A 13986-nucleotide genomic window follows, 5' to 3' on the forward strand; every position below is an offset into this window, starting at 1 on the left:
ATTGACCGGGCGCCGATCTCATCGAGCAGCTCGCCGATCCGGTCGCTCGCGGCCCGGATGGCATCGATCTGCTCTAACCTAATTCTCAACGCCCAGCACACTCGCGCACGACGCCTATGGGAAGTGGAGCGGTGAGGAGTTCAACAAGGGCCGGGCCAAGGACCAGCGCGCGAAGATCGATATCTCGCACGGCGCGCTGAGAGCTGGCGCGCTCGGCGATGATGGCATCTGGCGCCAGATCGTCACGAACTACGATGCCGAAGCGGGCGGTTGCGACCTGTTCGACATCGAGGAGCTGCAGCGCGAATATTCGGTCGAGCGGTTCGAGAACCTGTTCCTGTGCGACTTCATCGACGACAGCCAGTCGAGCTTCCCGCTCTCGCTGGTGAAGCCCTGCATGATCGATGCGTGGGAGGTGTGGAAGGACTTCCACCCCTATGCCCTGCGCCCGTTCGGCGATGGCGAGGTGTGGATCGGCTACGATCCACCCGCAGCTCACCAAGAGCCAGCGCCAGCTCACCTATGTCGCGCGTCGCAGCGCTGAAACCGGCCACGGCGATCTCGCCTGGGCGCTGCTGCACGCGCTGTTTTGTGAACCGATGGACGACACCGATGGCAGCGGCGTCCGCAAATCCAGCGTGGAGGTTAACCGATGACGGACTTGAGCCAGGATGCGAGGGAGGGGGCTTCGAAGCCGTGGGTGACCGCCTTCGCGCTGGACGATGTCGCCTCGGTAATGGATCGGCGCGAGCTGCTTGGATACGTGGAGTGCTGGTGGAACGGGCGCTGGTACGAACCGCCGGTCAATCCGCGCCAGCTGTCGCAGCTGCTTCAGGCGAGCGCGCACCACGGCAGTGCCATTGCCACCGCTTGCTTCGACAGCGGCACGATGAAGTCGAACGCCGGGTTCGCCTTGCGCTCGGCCAGAAGCTTCATCTTCGCGGCGGGGATGCGCCAGAGCGGGTTCTCGCCGTCGAGATCCTCGAACTCTGTCTTCTCGGCCAGGCGAAGGACACCCGGCCGCACGGCTGTCAGCGCCAAGAGGCGAGAGGCCAGCTTGGTAGTCGCCAGCGCTCGCGAGCCAGTGCGGGCATCGATCGCCGCGATCACCCCACGCGCTTCCTAGATCGAAAGGACCGCTGAGCGACGCCCGCCACCTGCGGGTGACAGGGCCTTGCGTATGATCGCTGCCGGGTCGGTTTCGGCCAGACCGGAGGCAATCGCCCAGACAAGGACTTCCGAGACATGGCCGCGCACTTCGTGCGCCATGGTGTTCGCCCCGCGCGCCTCGATCCGCCGGATGGCTTCGAGCACCATCGGCGGCGTGATGTCCTTGATCGGCAGCGATCCGAACTGCGGGAAGATGTTAGCCTCGAGTCGCGACAGTATGTGTTTGGCATAGCGAGGCGTGAGCTTCGCCTTTTTGCCGGCATGCCAGCTGCAGGCGATCTCTTTGAAGCTCTCGCCGATCCGCGCCTTGCGCTTGGCTTCGCGCTTCACCGCTCCCGGATCCGTGCCGGCGTTCATCTGCATTCGCGCGGCGTCGCGCGCTTCGCGTGCCGCCTTCATCGAGAGTAAGGGATAGGGGCCAAGCGTCAGTTTCTTTTCGCGGCCGCCCACGCGATATTTCCACCGCCAAATCTTGGAGCCCGACGGCGTCACGGCTAGTTAGAGGCCGAGTCCATCGAATAGTCGACGCTCTTTGACGTCTGGCTTCGCAGTTTGACAGGCTCGCTCGGTCAGACAGTTTGCAGTCACAAAAGGCCCCCAGGAAGGCCCCCGCGACGAGTGCGCTTTCCTGTTGCGCAATGTGGCCTTGCGAGACGAATCCTAGGGATTTCTGCGCTTTTGAGAAAGGGGGGCGGGGCTTCGCGAGACTGCGTGAAACCGGATTTGGCTGGGGCGGCAGGATTCGAACCTGCGAATGGCGGCACCAAAAGCCGCTGCCTTACCACTTGGCGACGCCCCAGCAGCGCTCGCGGAAGGGGTGCCATATAGCGGCCCCTTCCGCGCACGCAAGTCACAGGTCAGACGTCGGCGCGTTTGCGTACCGGTTCGAACAGGCTGCGATCTTCCACCTTGTCGAAATCCGCTGCCGAATGGCGCTCGGGCATCGCCTGCGTGTTGACCAGTCGCCCGCGGATCACACCGGGGCGTGCGTCGATCGCCTTCACCCAACGGCCGACGTTTTCGAACTCGTGCAGCTGGAGGAACTTGTCCGCCCCGTTATAGGCGCCGTGGTAGAGGTTGCCGAGCCAGGTGTAGGCGGCGATATCGGCAATCGAGTATTCGGAACCGGCGAGATATTCGGTCTCGCCCAGCTGGTTGTCGGCCACCGAGAAGAGGCGCTTGGTTTCCATCGCATAGCGGTCGATTGGATATTTGTAGCGCTCGGGCGCATAGACGTAGAAGTGGCCGAAACCGCCGCCGATGAAGGGCGCGCTGCCCATCTGCCACATCAGCCAGTTGAAAACCTCGGTCCGCCCACGGCCCGCAGCGGGCAGCAGGAAGTCATACTTCTCGGCCAGGTGGACGAGGATCGAGCCGCTCTCGAACACGCGCACCGGTTCCACGCCCGTGCGATCCACCAGGGCGGGGATCTTCGAATTGGGGTTGATGTCGACAAAGCCCGAACCGAACTGGTCGCCCTCGAAAATCTTGATCATCCAGGCGTCGTATTCGGCTTCTGGATGGCCCGCTTCGAGCAGCTCCTCGAACATGATCGTGGCCTTCACCCCGTTGGGCGTGCCGAGCGAATAGAGTTGGAACGGATGTTTGCCGACCGGCAGCTCCTTTTCCTCGCGCGCGCCGGCGGTGGGGCGGTTGATGCCTGAAAACTTGCCGCCGTTTTCGGCGTCGGTGGTCCATACTTCGGGCGGGGTATAGGTATCGGACATCGGCTGGTCTCCCACAGGGTCAGGTATTGTCCGGGTAGATGGTCTGCCGCTGCGTCTGCTGCAAGCAAAGCATTTCTTGGCGCAGCTGCGGGTTGGGCTTTCAGCGGCGGGAACCGGCGAGCCAGCAAGAGGGTTTGAGCCTTTATCATGGCCACCAAGCCTTCCCGCCTCATCCATGTCGATGACACTATGCCCGGCATCACGCGCCGCCGTGCGGGCCGGGGCTGGGCCTATTACGACCCCCTTGGCGCGCTGATCGCCGACCGGACAGAGCGCGGACGGCTCAACGCCATTGCCTTGCCGCCAGCCTATAACTCGGCGTGGTTCTGCCCTATGCCCAACGGCCATCTGCTCGCAACCGGCATGGATGCGCGCGGACGCAAGCAATATCGCTATCACCCCGACTTTCGCAGCTGGCGCGAGGCCGAGAAGTTCGGTGCCTGCCACGCGTTCGGCCTTGCATTGCCGAAACTGCGCAAGCGGGTTGAGGAAGATCTCACGCAGCGGGGCTTTGGCCGCGAGCGCGCGATTGCCAGCGTGGTGCGGCTGCTTGATCTTGGCGCATTACGGATCGGCAATGCGGCCTATGCCCGCACCAACAAGAGCTTCGGCGCGACCACGCTCGAACGCCGCCATGCCGAGGTGCGCGGGGCCCGGATCAAGCTCGCCTTTCGCGGCAAGTCGGGCAAGGATCGCGAGGTGGTCTTGAGTGACCGCGCGCTGGCGATCTTCGTGCGCCGCTTGCACGATCTGCCAGGCCAGCGGCTGTTCCAGTGGCGCGATCCCGATGGCACCTGCCATGAGGTGACTTCGGCCTGCGTGAACGCCTATCTGCGCGAGACCATGGGGGAGGGCTTCACCGCCAAGCACTTCCGTACCTTCCATGCGAGCGTGAAAGGTTTGGCGCTGCTTGCCCATGCCAAGGAGGTGCTGCCGATCAAGGCCGTGATTGGCGAAGTGGCCGAGCATCTCGGCAACACGCCAGCCGTCACCCGCAAGAGCTATATCCATCCCGCCGTGATCGACCTTGTCGAGCGGCAGGAGGAATGGCGCGCAACGCTGGAGATGCCGCGCACCACGCGCTGGCTGACGCGTGAGGAACGGGCGCTGATCGCTCTGCTCGAGGGTGCCCCGGCGGCGGAGGAATTGCTCGCGCGGGCGGCCTGACCCCTCACTGACCCTTGCCGCACAGGGCCACATGCGGCATTGCAATCGTAACGGGAGTTACGATGACCAGAGAGACAGACATTATCGTTGTTGGCGGCGGCTCTGCGGGCCTGCCGCTGGCGGTGCGACTGGCCGAAGCGGGCAAACGCGTCACGCTGATCGAGGCGGGCAGCGGCAAGTTCGATGTGCGCTCGAAGGTGCCGGCGCTGATGAGCGGGATCGTCCACACGCCGAACTTCGACTGGATGTACAAGGCCGAACCCGACCCGAGCGTGGGCGGCAGGCCCGATGTCTGGCCGGCGGGCAAGCGGCTCGGCGGCGGCAGCGCGATCAACGGGATGATGTTCATCCGCGGCGCGGCCTGGGATTACGACCATTGGGCCGAACTGGGCGCCAAGGGCTGGGACTATGAGAGTGTTCTGCCGTTCTTCAAGCGGCTCGAAGATAACGAGCGCGGCAAGGACCCATGGCGCGGCACTGGCGGCCCGATCAGTGTATCGGAGGTGCGCTCGCGCTATCCGGTCACCGACAGATGGATCGCGGCGGTCGAGGAGGCGGGCTATCCGCGGTCGAGCGACCTGAACGGCGAACAGAGCGAAGGCGTCGACTATATCCAGCTATCGCAGCGCAACGGCTTGCGCTCGCCGACCACGGGTTATCTGAAGAACCGGCCCAGGACGCTCGATGTCCGCACCGAGGCGCAGGTGCTGCGCGTGAACTTCACCGGCAAGCGCGCCACCGGCGTGACGATCCGCTGCATGGGCGAAGAGCAAGTGCTCGAAGCGCGCGAGGGCGTGGTGCTTTCGGCAGGCGCGCTCAACACGCCGCGCCTGCTGATGCTGTCGGGCGTGGGGCCGGGCGCGCATCTCGCTGACCATGGCATCGACGTGATCGCCGACCGACCGGGGGTAGGGCAGAACCTGCAGGAACACCCTGCGGTTCACCTCGTCAACGAGGTTTCCGCCCATACGCTGAACAACGATGCGCGCGGTGTTGGCGGGGCGAAATCTGTGCTCGGGTTCCTTGCAAAGCGCAGCGGTGCGCTCACCACCGGGATCGGCCATGCGCAAGCCTTCGTGAAAACGCGCGAAGAGCTGTCCGCGCCGAACATCCAGCTCGCCTTCTCGGCCTTTGCCTTCGACATCACGCCCGACGGTAACCTCGCCTTGCGCGAGGGCAGTGCGGTCACCACGCTGGTGGGCCTGATGCGTCCGGCTTCGCGTGGGAGCATTACGCTCGCCGCCAACGACGCCGATGCGCCGCCAGTGATCACGCACCAGCTGCTCGGCAATGATGACGACCGTGCGCAGCTGGTCGAGGGGCTGGAAGTCGCGCGCAAGGTGATGGATCAGGCTGCCATCGCGGGGCTCGTCACCAGCGAAGTGAGGCCGGGGCCGGACTTTGCCGATGCGGCGGGCCTGTCGGCCTATCTCGGCCTTGCGACGATCCCGATGTATCACCCGGTCGGCACCGCGAAGATGGGCGCCGTGGACGATCCGCAGGCCGTGGTCGGGCCGGATTGCTCGGTGATCGGGGTCGAGGGGCTGTTCGTGGCCGATGCCTCGATCATGCCGACAATCCCGCAGGGCAACACCAATGCCACCTCGATCATGATCGGTGAACGCGCCAGCGACCTGATCCTGCGCGCGCTCGCCTAGGGCGGGAAAAGCCCTTCCCCTCGGGGAAGGGTTGGGATGGGGGGCCCACGCCAGCCAGCGTCGAGCCCCCACCCCCAGCCCCTCCCCAAGGGGAGGGGAGCAAGGTGGATCAGGATAATGTCATCAGAGTCCAGGTCACCGCACGGCCCCACGGGCGACGCGAAAAAGTCATCGAGTGCAATAAAGGTGTCATCATAGTCGGCTTGAGCAACGGCCATGCGATGCGGGCGAATCGTCCCGTGCCAATTGGATCTGTTCTATGCGCTTTTGTCTCTGCCTCTTTGCTGCCGTTCTTGCCGCCGCTCCCACTGCCGCCTTTGCCGGCGAGCTGTCGGGCAGCGTGATCGACGCGCGCGGCCTGCCGGTGGCAGGCGTGGCGGTGTCGCTTGGCGATAGTGAGCGCACGACGCAGACCGATTCTGAGGGCCGCTATGCCTTCGCTGATGTCGCGGCGGGCGAGGCGAGCATTGCCGTTCGTAAGGCAAATGGCGACGTGCAGCGCGCCTTTGCCGATGTCGCTGCCGAGGGTGTGACCCGGCGCGACGTGTTCCTCGTTTCGGCTGGCGCTCTGTCGGCCATCCTCGCTCCGGTTCAGCCCCAAGCCGATGTCGACCTTGGCGAAACGCTGCGTCTGGCCGATCAGATGGTCGATGCGGTGCGCGGCGAGCGGGCCGACTGGCGCTGGAACGACCGCGAAGCCTGAGCCTTTCCCGCACGCCGTGAGCGCGATGGACTCGCGCCGCCAAGCGTCCTAGGCAGGCAACAAGTTTCAATTGTTGCCACATGGATGCCTGCCTTATGCGTCGTCTCGCCAAGTCGTTCCTGCCGCTCACCTTAGCTCTCGCCGCCTGTTCCTCCGGGGGGGAGCCGGTCGACGCTGGTGGGTACTCGATGCTGGCGAGCCGCGATTCGATCGCCACGGTCGAGATGGACGTCGATACCTCCTACCTGACCGAGGAGGAGCGGCAGGTCGTCAACAAGCTCATCGAAGCGAGCGCGTTGATGAGCGAAATCTATCTGCGCCAGCGTGGGGCTGACCTGCCTGCTTTACGCGCCGAGATCGAAGCTTCAGGCGACGCAGATACGCTCGAGATGTTTGACCGCAATTTCGGCCCGTGGGACTCGGTGGCGGACAACAAACCCTTCTATGGCGATGCCGAGTGGCCCGAAGGAGCGGGCTTCTATCCCGCAGACCTCACCCGCGAGGAGTTCGACGCCTATCTGGAAGCGCACCCCGACCAGAAGGACGAACTGCTCAGTCCTTACACAGTGGTGAAGCGCGAGGGTGATGGCTTTATCGCCGTTCCCTATTCGGTCGAATATGCCGAGTGGCTGAAGCCCGCCGCCCAACTGCTGCGCGAGGCGGCCGCGATCACCACCAATCCCAGCTTGAAGAAGTTCCTCAGCCTTCGCGCCGACAGCTTTGAATCGGATGACTATTTCGAAAGCGAAATGGCCTGGATGGACCTTGAGGACACCCCCATCGAAGTCGCCATCGGGCCTTACGAGGTCTACACCGACCGGCTCTACGGCACCAAGACCGCGTTCGAAAGCTTCGTGACTTTGCGCAATCCAGAAGAGAGCGCCGCGCTACGCCGCTATGTCGGCTATCTGCGCGATATGGAGGGCAACCTCCCGATTGCCGACGAGTACAAGAACTTCACCCGCGGGTTCGAAAGCCCGATCTCCGTCGCCGATCAGGTGCAGGGCGGGGGCGACAACGTGCCCGGCGTGCAGACCATCGCCTTCAACCTCCCCAACGACGAGCGCGTGCGCGAGGCCAAGGGTGCGAAGAAGGTGATCCTTGCCAATGTGCTCGGCGCAAAGTTCGACCGGATTCTCGATCCCATCGCCGATGTGGTGCTGTCGGGCGAGCAGGCCGCGCTCGTCAGCCGCAAGTACATGACGCTGTTCACGCTGTTCCACGAGCTGAGCCACTCGCTCGGACCGGGCTCGATCACGGTCGATGGCCGCGAGACCACTGTCAACGCCGAGCTGAAAGAGCAGTATTCGGCGCTGGAGGAAAGCAAGGCCGACGTCATGGGCATGTACAACCTGCTGTACATGATGGAGCTTGGCGAGCTGCCCGAGGCGGAGAAGGAGGAGCTTCTCGCGACCTACTTCGCCGGGCTGTTCCGTTCGATGCGGTTCGGCATCGAAGAGGCCCACGGCAAGGGCGCGGCGGCGCAATATGGCTACCTGCTTGAGCAAGGCGCCTTCGCCTGGGACGAGGACGCAGGCCACTATACCATCGACATGCCGAAGCTCGAAACCGGGCTGCGCGACCTGTTGGCCGAAGAGCTGATGCTTCAGGCCAAGGGCGATTACGAGGGCACCAAGGCCTTCTTCGCCAAATATGCCCACCTCGACGAACACGCCGAACGCGTGATCGCGGGGATGGACGAGATCCCGGTCGATATCCGCCCGATTTACCCGCGCTCGATCTGAGCGGGATGACGTAGCATCGACTCGCAAAGCCCTTCCCCTTGAGGAAGGGTTGGGATGAGGGTTCCGCGCCAGCCATCCCCCAGCCCCTCCCCAGGGGGAGGGGAGCAAGGTAGATCAGGCGCGGGAGAGCTGTTCCTGACGGCGCGCGATCAGCGGGTCGTTGAGGAAGGTGCCGGTCGGGAACAGCGCGAAAACGAAGGTGCGCAGCCACTCGGCAATGGTGAACCCCTTGCCGGGCAGGCACACCGCCATGGCCGCAAGATAGGCGAGCCAGGCCACACCATGCGCCATGCCGAAAGGCCGGATCAGCGCATCGTAGCCGAGCCCGTATTTCAGTGGCATGGCGACAAGGAACAGCAGGATCGTGGTGATCCCTTCGATGAACGCAACCATGCGGAAGGCTTGCAGCATCTTCATGGCAGTCAATCCAGCTTCATGACCCAGCCGTGCGGATCGGGGGCCTGGCCGCGCTGGATATCGACCAGCCGCTGCTTGAGCCGTCCGGTCAGCTGGCCGGGCCCGCCGGTGCCGATGGTGAAGTTGTGTTCGCGCCCGGCCACGGTGCCGACGGGGGTGACGACGGCAGCGGTGCCGCAGGCGAAGGTCTCGACGAGATGGCCCGAGGCCGCATCGGCCTGCCACTGGTCGATCGAATAGCGTTCCTCACGCACGGCCAGCCCCTCTTCGCGGGCGAGCGTGATCAGGCTGTCGCGGGTGATGCCGGGAAGGATCGTGCCCGATAGCGGCGGAGTGATCATCGAGCCGTCGTCGAACACGAAAAACAGGTTCATGCCGCCCAGTTCCTCGATCCACTTGTGCTCGGCGGCGTCGAGGAACACGGTCTGGTCGTGGTGGAGTGCGAAGGCCTCCTTGGTGGGGACGAGGCTGGCGGCATAGTTGCCGCCGCACTTGGCCGCGCCCGTTCCGCCCGGCGCGGCGCGGGTATAGTCCGACACCCAGACGGAGACCGCCGGAGCGCCCGACTTGAAATAGTTGCCCGCCGGCGAGCAGATCACGAGGAACTTGTAGTTCTTGGCCGGACGCACGCCGAGGAAGTGCTCGGTGGCAAACATGAAAGGCCGGATATAGAGCGAGCCGCCGTCGACCGGAGGGAACCAGTCCTTGTCGGCCTCGACCGCGAGGCGCACGGCCTCCACGAAGGTTTCTTCGGGCAGCTCGGGCATGGCGAGCCGGTGCGCCGAGGCGTTGAACCGGCGCGCGTTCTCTTCAGGGCGGAACAGCGCCATGCTGCCGTCGTCGAGGCGATAGGCCTTGAGGCCCTCGAAGATCTCTTGCGCATAGTGCAGCACGCTTGAGGCCGGGTGCAGCGGGATCGCCTCCAGCGGGCCGACCTTGGCGTTGTGCCAGCCGTGAACCTCGTCCCAGTCGATCGAGACCATGTGATCGGTAAACACCGTGCCGAACCCCGGCTCGGCGATGCGCGCTTCGCGCAGATCGGCGGGCGTGGGGGCCGGGTGGGCCAGGGTCTCGAAGGCAATCGGGTTTTCGGCGAGGGTCGCCATGCTATGTGGTCCTTGCTGTGGAAGGGTTGCTAATGACAGAAAATTACGTCGATGCAAGGCAAGAGGAAATTTTCCGTCAAAATCGCTTATGTCAGCGCATTGTCTAGCCTGTTGTCGGAGGAATTTGAAGGGTGCTGTGGGTTGCGGGTTTTGCTGCCCAAAATGAGAAGGGCTGCTTCGACCTCAGCCGAAACAGCCCTTCGCATGGTCAGCGGCCGGAAGTGCCGCCTACAAAGCCTCTACCGTGGTGTTTAAACCCGATAGTGCCCTGTGCGGAAACTCGCCGACCTCCCTGCTGAACCATGAGACATCGGATCACCTCCTTTCGCGCTATTAAGCCAACACCCAAAACCGTTTCACCGGGGGCGAAGACCGCGATAACCGCTGGCCTTGAGTCCTTTGTGAATCGTGCTGCAACGCAAGACAAGCCTTGAATTTATCTTTTTCACAGTCAGAATAATGCGCCTGTCCAAAGGCCGCTTATTTGACGGTTTTGTGATAGTGGCTGGTCTGTCCGTAGCCAGCTTGCGTCTGGATAGATCCGCGCTCCCGAATAGACAGTGCTGCGACGGCCCAAAGGGCCGCAAGGGCGACCGCCGGCCGCAGTCCGCCAGGGCGGAGGTAACAGCGCCGAGGACGCAGCCCCGTACGGGGGCTGCGTATAAACTACCGCCGACACTCTTCCACCACCCGCGTGACCTCGGGCCAGGCGGGCAGGTAGTATGCGGGGCCACCGCTCACCAGCGCGGCGAAGCGGCCCTTCGAAAAGGCCATCGCGTCAAGCAGCGGATCGCGCGCCGAGACTACGTAGCGGGCATAGCTCGGACCGCCCGGCAGGCTTGCCGGTTCGAGCGTGCGATCCATGCTCTCGGTGCGGAGCAGCAGCGCTCCGCCGCTCGCCCTCGGCACGTGGAGCAGCACCTGCCCCGTCGCCTTCACGCATTCCAGCCCGAACAGCGGATTGGCCGGATCACTGCCGAACTGCGCCAAAGCGCCGGTCGAAATCAGCCGGAATGACCAGTCGCCCGGTGTCTGCGGCGCGTCCATCCAGTTGTCGTAGGCCGGGGTGACAGCCTGCGTCGGCGCAGCGGTGGGCTGCGGCTGCGGCGCGGGAGCCGGAGGTGGGGGCGGAGCCGGGGCAGGCGCTGCTACCGGCTCTGGCGTGCTGGTGGTGCAGCCGCCAAGGCTGAGGCCGAGAGCCGCAAGCGCGGCCAGCCCCGCGCCGCCCAGTGCAAGGCGGCGGGCGGTCTTGCCAGCAAGGGAGCGGGTCGGTCTTTCGGTCATGCAGCGCTTCTCCGGACGCAGGATTATTATCGTCCGCGCGCAGCTTGGCTCTTGGCAAGCGCGCGCGGTGCCTCCTATCGCTGCCCGCATGGCCGAGCGCAAGACATCTCGCATGAGGATCGATCAGTTGCTGGTGGAGCGGGGGCTGGCCGAAAGCCGCACCCGCGCCGCCGCGCTGGTCATGGCCGGGCTGGTGTTCCGGGTGGACGACAAGGGCGGCGATAGCCGGATCGACAAGCCAGGCCAGCAAGTGCCCGTCGACACCGCGATCAGCGTGAAGGGCAAGGATCACCCGTGGGTGGGGCGCGGGGGAATCAAGCTCGACCACGCGATCAAGCATTTCGGGCTCGACCCGAGCGGCGCGGTGGCGATGGACATCGGATCCTCGACAGGCGGCTTTACGCAGGTGCTGCTGCATCACGGGGCCGAGCATGTGTTCGCGGTCGATGTCGGCACCAACCAGCTCGACTGGAAGCTGCGGCAGGACGCGCGCATCACCCTGCTCGAACAGACCAACGCGCGCGAGCTGACCGCTGCGCAGATCGATCGGCCGTGCAGCTGGGTGGTCTGCGATGCGAGCTTTATCGGCCTTGCCAAGGTGCTGGAGGTGCCTTTGGCGCTGGCGGCGCCGCAATGTCGGCTGGTGGCGCTCATCAAGCCGCAGTTCGAGGTCGCGCGCAGCGAGGTCGGCAAAGGCGGGATCGTGCGCGATGCGGCACTGCACGATCGGGTCTGCCGCGAGGTCTGCGACTGGCTCGAAGGCACCGGCTGGACGATCGAAGGCCTCGCGCCGAGCCCGATCACCGGCACCGAGGGCAATGTCGAATTTCTCGTCAATGCGTACCGGGATGGCACGAAAGGCTCCGATTCCGACTAAACTGGCTCAAACGGCGGGTTGCGGGCGGCTGATACACGCGGCACAACCCTACACGGACTATCCGTCCGAATCGCAAACGGGGGAACGATGAATCGTCTTGCCAGCCCGGCACAGTTGCGCGCCAGTCTCATGCGCTGGTCACTGTTTCTTGTCCCAGCGGTTTTGCTGCTGGGATTCATGTCGGGCCAGTTGGCGGGAAGCGGCGATGGAAACCCGTGGTTCACGCAGCTCACCAAGCCCGGCATCTATCCGCCACCGGCCGCTTTCGGCATCGTCTGGTCGATCCTTTATGCGCTGATGGGGCTGGCCGCTGCCGGTGTGTGCTCCGCCTTCGGATCGCGCTTCCGGAACGGGGCGATCATCGCCTTCGTGGTGCAGCTGTGCCTCAACCTGCTGTGGTCGCCGATGTTCTTCCTGTGGCACAATATTGCCGGGGCGCTGGTGGTGATCGTGCTGCTCGATGTGGCCGTGGTGGTGACGATCTACCTGTTCCTCAAGGTGCGGCGCTGGGCGGGGCTGCTGCTCTTGCCCTATCTGGCGTGGATCCTGTTTGCCACGGTGCTGAACCTCCAGTTCCTGCAGCTGAACCCCAACGCGGGAGAGCTCGACCAGGGCAGCGCGGTGCAGCGGATCGAAATGTAGCCACGCAGCATCTTGCGAAAAGCGCGCGCAGCGATCATTTAGTGGCCATGCAGAGTCAGAACCCGATCATCGCCGACTTCGTCAAACTCGCCAATTCCGCTGCGGGCACGCTCGCGGGGATGAGCCGCGAGGCGCGTGACAATGCGCGCGAAAAGATGAAGGAATCGCTCGGTGGGCTCGATTTCGTCAGCCGCGAGGAGTTCGACGCGGTGAAGGACATGGCTGCAAAGGCACGCGAAGAAAACGAGGCGCTGGCTGCGCGGATCGCGGCGCTTGAGGCTAAGCTTTTGTAGTCGTTGGGGAAGTTATCAGGCTGCGCCATGCGGCCTCTTCTAGGTTGCAGAGTCAGTCTCTTTATCTCTCGGCGGCTAGAAAAATTAGTTCATCACTTATCTTTGTCCTTTCCTTTCAGCCATATCACTCACCGGCATTTTCCCCGATCAAAACTAGCCGTACTGCCGGGGCAGCTGAATATTGCCCCTCACAGATGAAAGAGCTAAAATTCGCATCAAGCCCTTCTTCGGCCCAGTCTGGGTCCGAATAGGATACCCCAGCCAGCGCTACTGAAAGGCACTCCCCCCTCGGGGGCATTATGGTGGTCGTCAGTTCCAGCGCATTGCCAAGCAAGTCGTGCAGCCCCCAAGGATTAGGCTCACCTTGCCCGACCTTGAAGGCAACGAGATACGGATCCACATAGCGCGCCTCACGCTGGCCAGGCCAAGGAAGCCTAACAACGCGATCGTCGATAGTGTTGGCCAACATTTCATGACCAGCGCCGGGGTCATTGCCCCACGGGTATCGCCAATCTGACCGACCTGCCGACGCGAACCAGCGCCATTCCTGCTTGGTCGGGATAACCGCCGGAACTCCGATACGGTCGCTCAGCCAGTCAAGGTAACAATGCACGTCGACAGGGTCGAGGATCGTGATCGGCCAATCAATCCGAAACCACTCGAGATGGGGATTGATCTCGTCAGGCCTACTGCGGAAAAATGGTGGCCGACTGGGGTTCTGGACTGTGCAAGCCCCATCATCGACTGCGGCAAGATACTCGTTCCAGGTCAACTCGTATTTCGCCACGGCTACGATTGCCCGAAGACTGTCCGGCGGCGCAGGCACGGCGACGAATTCAGGGCACCCTTCACATGCTGGAGCCGCAACGGCAGCAGGCGTCTCTCGCGCTTCCGAACCACTGTCTTTTGCAGCCGCCGAGCCAAAAACAACCGACATTATGCCGCTCGCGACAGCAAAGCAGCGAATCATCCCGTTTTGAATCGAACCTGAAACTGACATGAGTGAGCGCTCGTGTAGCATGCGGCTATTTCTACTGCACATCAATCTTCGACCTGCGAGCTTGTGATGCGGTCAAGCCTAGCGCGCGCCGGGTCAATTCAGCATTTTTCGGGGAGTTTTCCGATGAGTTGAACGAGGCACCCACGTACTTACGGACAAGTGTTTCGCGTACCAGCACGCCGCCACCCGCTCAGGCT

The 13986-nt window shown here is 63.8% G+C and carries 15 protein-coding genes, 1 tRNA gene and 1 pseudogene; 9 read left to right on the top strand and 8 right to left on the bottom strand.

Features of this window, described 5'->3' with window-relative positions:
* Positions 1-142: 142 nt before the first annotated feature.
* Together ABDJ38_RS01720 and ABDJ38_RS01725 are read left to right on the top strand one after the other, a co-directional pair.
* A pseudogene (locus tag ABDJ38_RS01720) lies at positions 143-544 on the top strand (terminase large subunit domain-containing protein); the annotation flags it as partial.
* Positions 438-656 carry a hypothetical protein gene (locus tag ABDJ38_RS01725; RefSeq protein ID WP_346783351.1) on the top strand — a complete coding sequence of 73 codons (219 nt, stop codon included), beginning with the start codon at positions 438-440 and terminating at the stop codon, positions 654-656. The pseudogene ABDJ38_RS01720 and the gene ABDJ38_RS01725, both read left to right, overlap by 107 nt.
* Positions 657-831: 175 nt before the next feature.
* Here ABDJ38_RS01725 and ABDJ38_RS01730 read toward each other — a convergent pair whose 3' ends face one another.
* The 4 genes from ABDJ38_RS01730 to yghU form a co-directional block, all read right to left on the bottom strand.
* Positions 832-1110: a hypothetical protein gene (locus ABDJ38_RS01730; RefSeq protein ID WP_346783352.1), complete on the bottom strand. Its 279-nt coding sequence runs from the start codon at positions 1108-1110 to the stop codon at positions 832-834.
* Positions 1111-1122: 12 nt separating this feature from the next.
* Positions 1123-1662 carry a tyrosine-type recombinase/integrase gene (locus ABDJ38_RS01735; protein WP_346783353.1) on the bottom strand — a complete coding sequence of 180 codons (540 nt, stop codon included), beginning with the start codon at positions 1660-1662 and terminating at the stop codon, positions 1123-1125.
* Positions 1663-1894: 232 nt separating this feature from the next.
* A tRNA-Gln gene (locus ABDJ38_RS01740) sits at positions 1895-1969 on the bottom strand.
* Positions 1970-2027: 58 nt separating this feature from the next.
* Positions 2028-2897, bottom strand: coding sequence for a glutathione-dependent disulfide-bond oxidoreductase (yghU, locus tag ABDJ38_RS01745; protein ID WP_346783354.1), 870 nt, complete (start codon positions 2895-2897; stop codon positions 2028-2030).
* 147 nt (positions 2898-3044) lie between these two features.
* Between yghU and ABDJ38_RS01750 the strand changes: the two genes are divergently transcribed.
* From ABDJ38_RS01750 to ABDJ38_RS01765, 4 genes are all read left to right on the top strand, one after another.
* Positions 3045-4064: a DNA topoisomerase IB gene (locus tag ABDJ38_RS01750; RefSeq protein WP_346783355.1), complete on the top strand. Its 1020-nt coding sequence runs from the start codon at positions 3045-3047 to the stop codon at positions 4062-4064.
* A 62-nt stretch (positions 4065-4126) separates the two neighbouring features.
* Complete coding sequence (locus ABDJ38_RS01755) at positions 4127-5722, top strand: GMC family oxidoreductase (protein WP_346783356.1); 1596 nt, start codon at positions 4127-4129, stop codon at positions 5720-5722.
* 259 nt (positions 5723-5981) lie between these two features.
* Complete coding sequence (locus ABDJ38_RS01760; protein ID WP_346783357.1) at positions 5982-6425, top strand: carboxypeptidase-like regulatory domain-containing protein; 444 nt, start codon at positions 5982-5984, stop codon at positions 6423-6425.
* A gap of 95 nt (positions 6426-6520) precedes the next feature.
* Entirely contained in the window at positions 6521-8170 is a 1650-nt protein-coding gene (locus ABDJ38_RS01765; protein WP_346783358.1) for a dipeptidyl-peptidase 3 family protein, read from the top strand.
* A gap of 114 nt (positions 8171-8284) precedes the next feature.
* On the opposite strand, the gene ABDJ38_RS01770 is transcribed toward ABDJ38_RS01765, so the two are convergent.
* The 3 genes from ABDJ38_RS01770 to ABDJ38_RS01780 form a co-directional block, all read right to left on the bottom strand.
* Positions 8285-8587, bottom strand: coding sequence for a DUF3817 domain-containing protein (locus ABDJ38_RS01770; RefSeq protein ID WP_346783359.1), 303 nt, complete (start codon positions 8585-8587; stop codon positions 8285-8287).
* Between the two features lie 5 nt (positions 8588-8592).
* Positions 8593-9693 (bottom strand): branched-chain amino acid aminotransferase, encoded by a 1101-nt coding sequence (locus ABDJ38_RS01775; RefSeq protein WP_346783360.1) that lies wholly within the window; start codon positions 9691-9693, stop codon positions 8593-8595.
* Positions 9694-10359: 666 nt separating this feature from the next.
* Positions 10360-10977, bottom strand: a complete 618-nt coding sequence (locus ABDJ38_RS01780; protein WP_346783361.1) for a hypothetical protein — start codon at positions 10975-10977, stop codon at positions 10360-10362.
* A 112-nt stretch (positions 10978-11089) separates the two neighbouring features.
* Between ABDJ38_RS01780 and ABDJ38_RS01785 the strand changes: the two genes are divergently transcribed.
* From ABDJ38_RS01785 to ABDJ38_RS01795, 3 genes are all read left to right on the top strand, one after another.
* A complete protein-coding gene (locus ABDJ38_RS01785; RefSeq protein ID WP_346783362.1) occupies positions 11090-11854 on the top strand; it encodes a TlyA family RNA methyltransferase in 765 nt (254 codons plus the stop codon).
* Between the two features lie 87 nt (positions 11855-11941).
* The gene (locus ABDJ38_RS01790; protein WP_346783363.1) at positions 11942-12496 is read left to right on the top strand and encodes a TspO/MBR family protein; all 555 of its coding nucleotides are present in this window, start codon (positions 11942-11944) and stop codon (positions 12494-12496) included.
* 47 nt (positions 12497-12543) lie between these two features.
* Entirely contained in the window at positions 12544-12789 is a 246-nt protein-coding gene (locus tag ABDJ38_RS01795; protein ID WP_346783907.1) for an accessory factor UbiK family protein, read from the top strand.
* Positions 12790-12913: 124 nt separating this feature from the next.
* Here the strand turns inward: ABDJ38_RS01795 and ABDJ38_RS01800 are convergent, their stop codons facing one another.
* Positions 12914-13810 carry a formylglycine-generating enzyme family protein gene (locus tag ABDJ38_RS01800; RefSeq protein WP_346783364.1) on the bottom strand — a complete coding sequence of 299 codons (897 nt, stop codon included), beginning with the start codon at positions 13808-13810 and terminating at the stop codon, positions 12914-12916.
* Between the last annotated feature and the right edge of the window lie 176 nt (positions 13811-13986).

It is taken from the genome of Aurantiacibacter flavus (assembly GCF_039710615.1).
In the GTDB taxonomy this organism is placed as follows: Bacteria; Pseudomonadota; Alphaproteobacteria; order Sphingomonadales; family Sphingomonadaceae; genus Alteraurantiacibacter; species Alteraurantiacibacter flavus.

Coding starts and splice junctions, on each gene's coding strand:
- ABDJ38_RS01780 (WP_346783361.1), bottom strand. CDS start 10,977: ATGACCGAAAGACCGACCCGCTCCCTTGCTGGCAAGACCGCCCGCCGC.
- ABDJ38_RS01790 (WP_346783363.1), top strand. CDS start 11,942: ATGAATCGTCTTGCCAGCCCGGCACAGTTGCGCGCCAGTCTCATGCGC.
- ABDJ38_RS01770 (WP_346783359.1), bottom strand. CDS start 8,587: ATGAAGATGCTGCAAGCCTTCCGCATGGTTGCGTTCATCGAAGGGATC.
- ABDJ38_RS01800 (WP_346783364.1), bottom strand. CDS start 13,810: ATGCTACACGAGCGCTCACTCATGTCAGTTTCAGGTTCGATTCAAAAC.
- ABDJ38_RS01765 (WP_346783358.1), top strand. CDS start 6,521: ATGCGTCGTCTCGCCAAGTCGTTCCTGCCGCTCACCTTAGCTCTCGCC.
- ABDJ38_RS01760 (WP_346783357.1), top strand. CDS start 5,982: ATGCGCTTTTGTCTCTGCCTCTTTGCTGCCGTTCTTGCCGCCGCTCCC.
- ABDJ38_RS01750 (WP_346783355.1), top strand. CDS start 3,045: ATGGCCACCAAGCCTTCCCGCCTCATCCATGTCGATGACACTATGCCC.
- ABDJ38_RS01775 (WP_346783360.1), bottom strand. CDS start 9,693: ATGGCGACCCTCGCCGAAAACCCGATTGCCTTCGAGACCCTGGCCCAC.
- yghU (WP_346783354.1), bottom strand. CDS start 2,897: ATGTCCGATACCTATACCCCGCCCGAAGTATGGACCACCGACGCCGAA.
- ABDJ38_RS01785 (WP_346783362.1), top strand. CDS start 11,090: ATGAGGATCGATCAGTTGCTGGTGGAGCGGGGGCTGGCCGAAAGCCGC.
- ABDJ38_RS01795 (WP_346783907.1), top strand. CDS start 12,544: ATGCAGAGTCAGAACCCGATCATCGCCGACTTCGTCAAACTCGCCAAT.
- ABDJ38_RS01755 (WP_346783356.1), top strand. CDS start 4,127: ATGACCAGAGAGACAGACATTATCGTTGTTGGCGGCGGCTCTGCGGGC.
- ABDJ38_RS01725 (WP_346783351.1), top strand. CDS start 438: ATGCCCTGCGCCCGTTCGGCGATGGCGAGGTGTGGATCGGCTACGATC.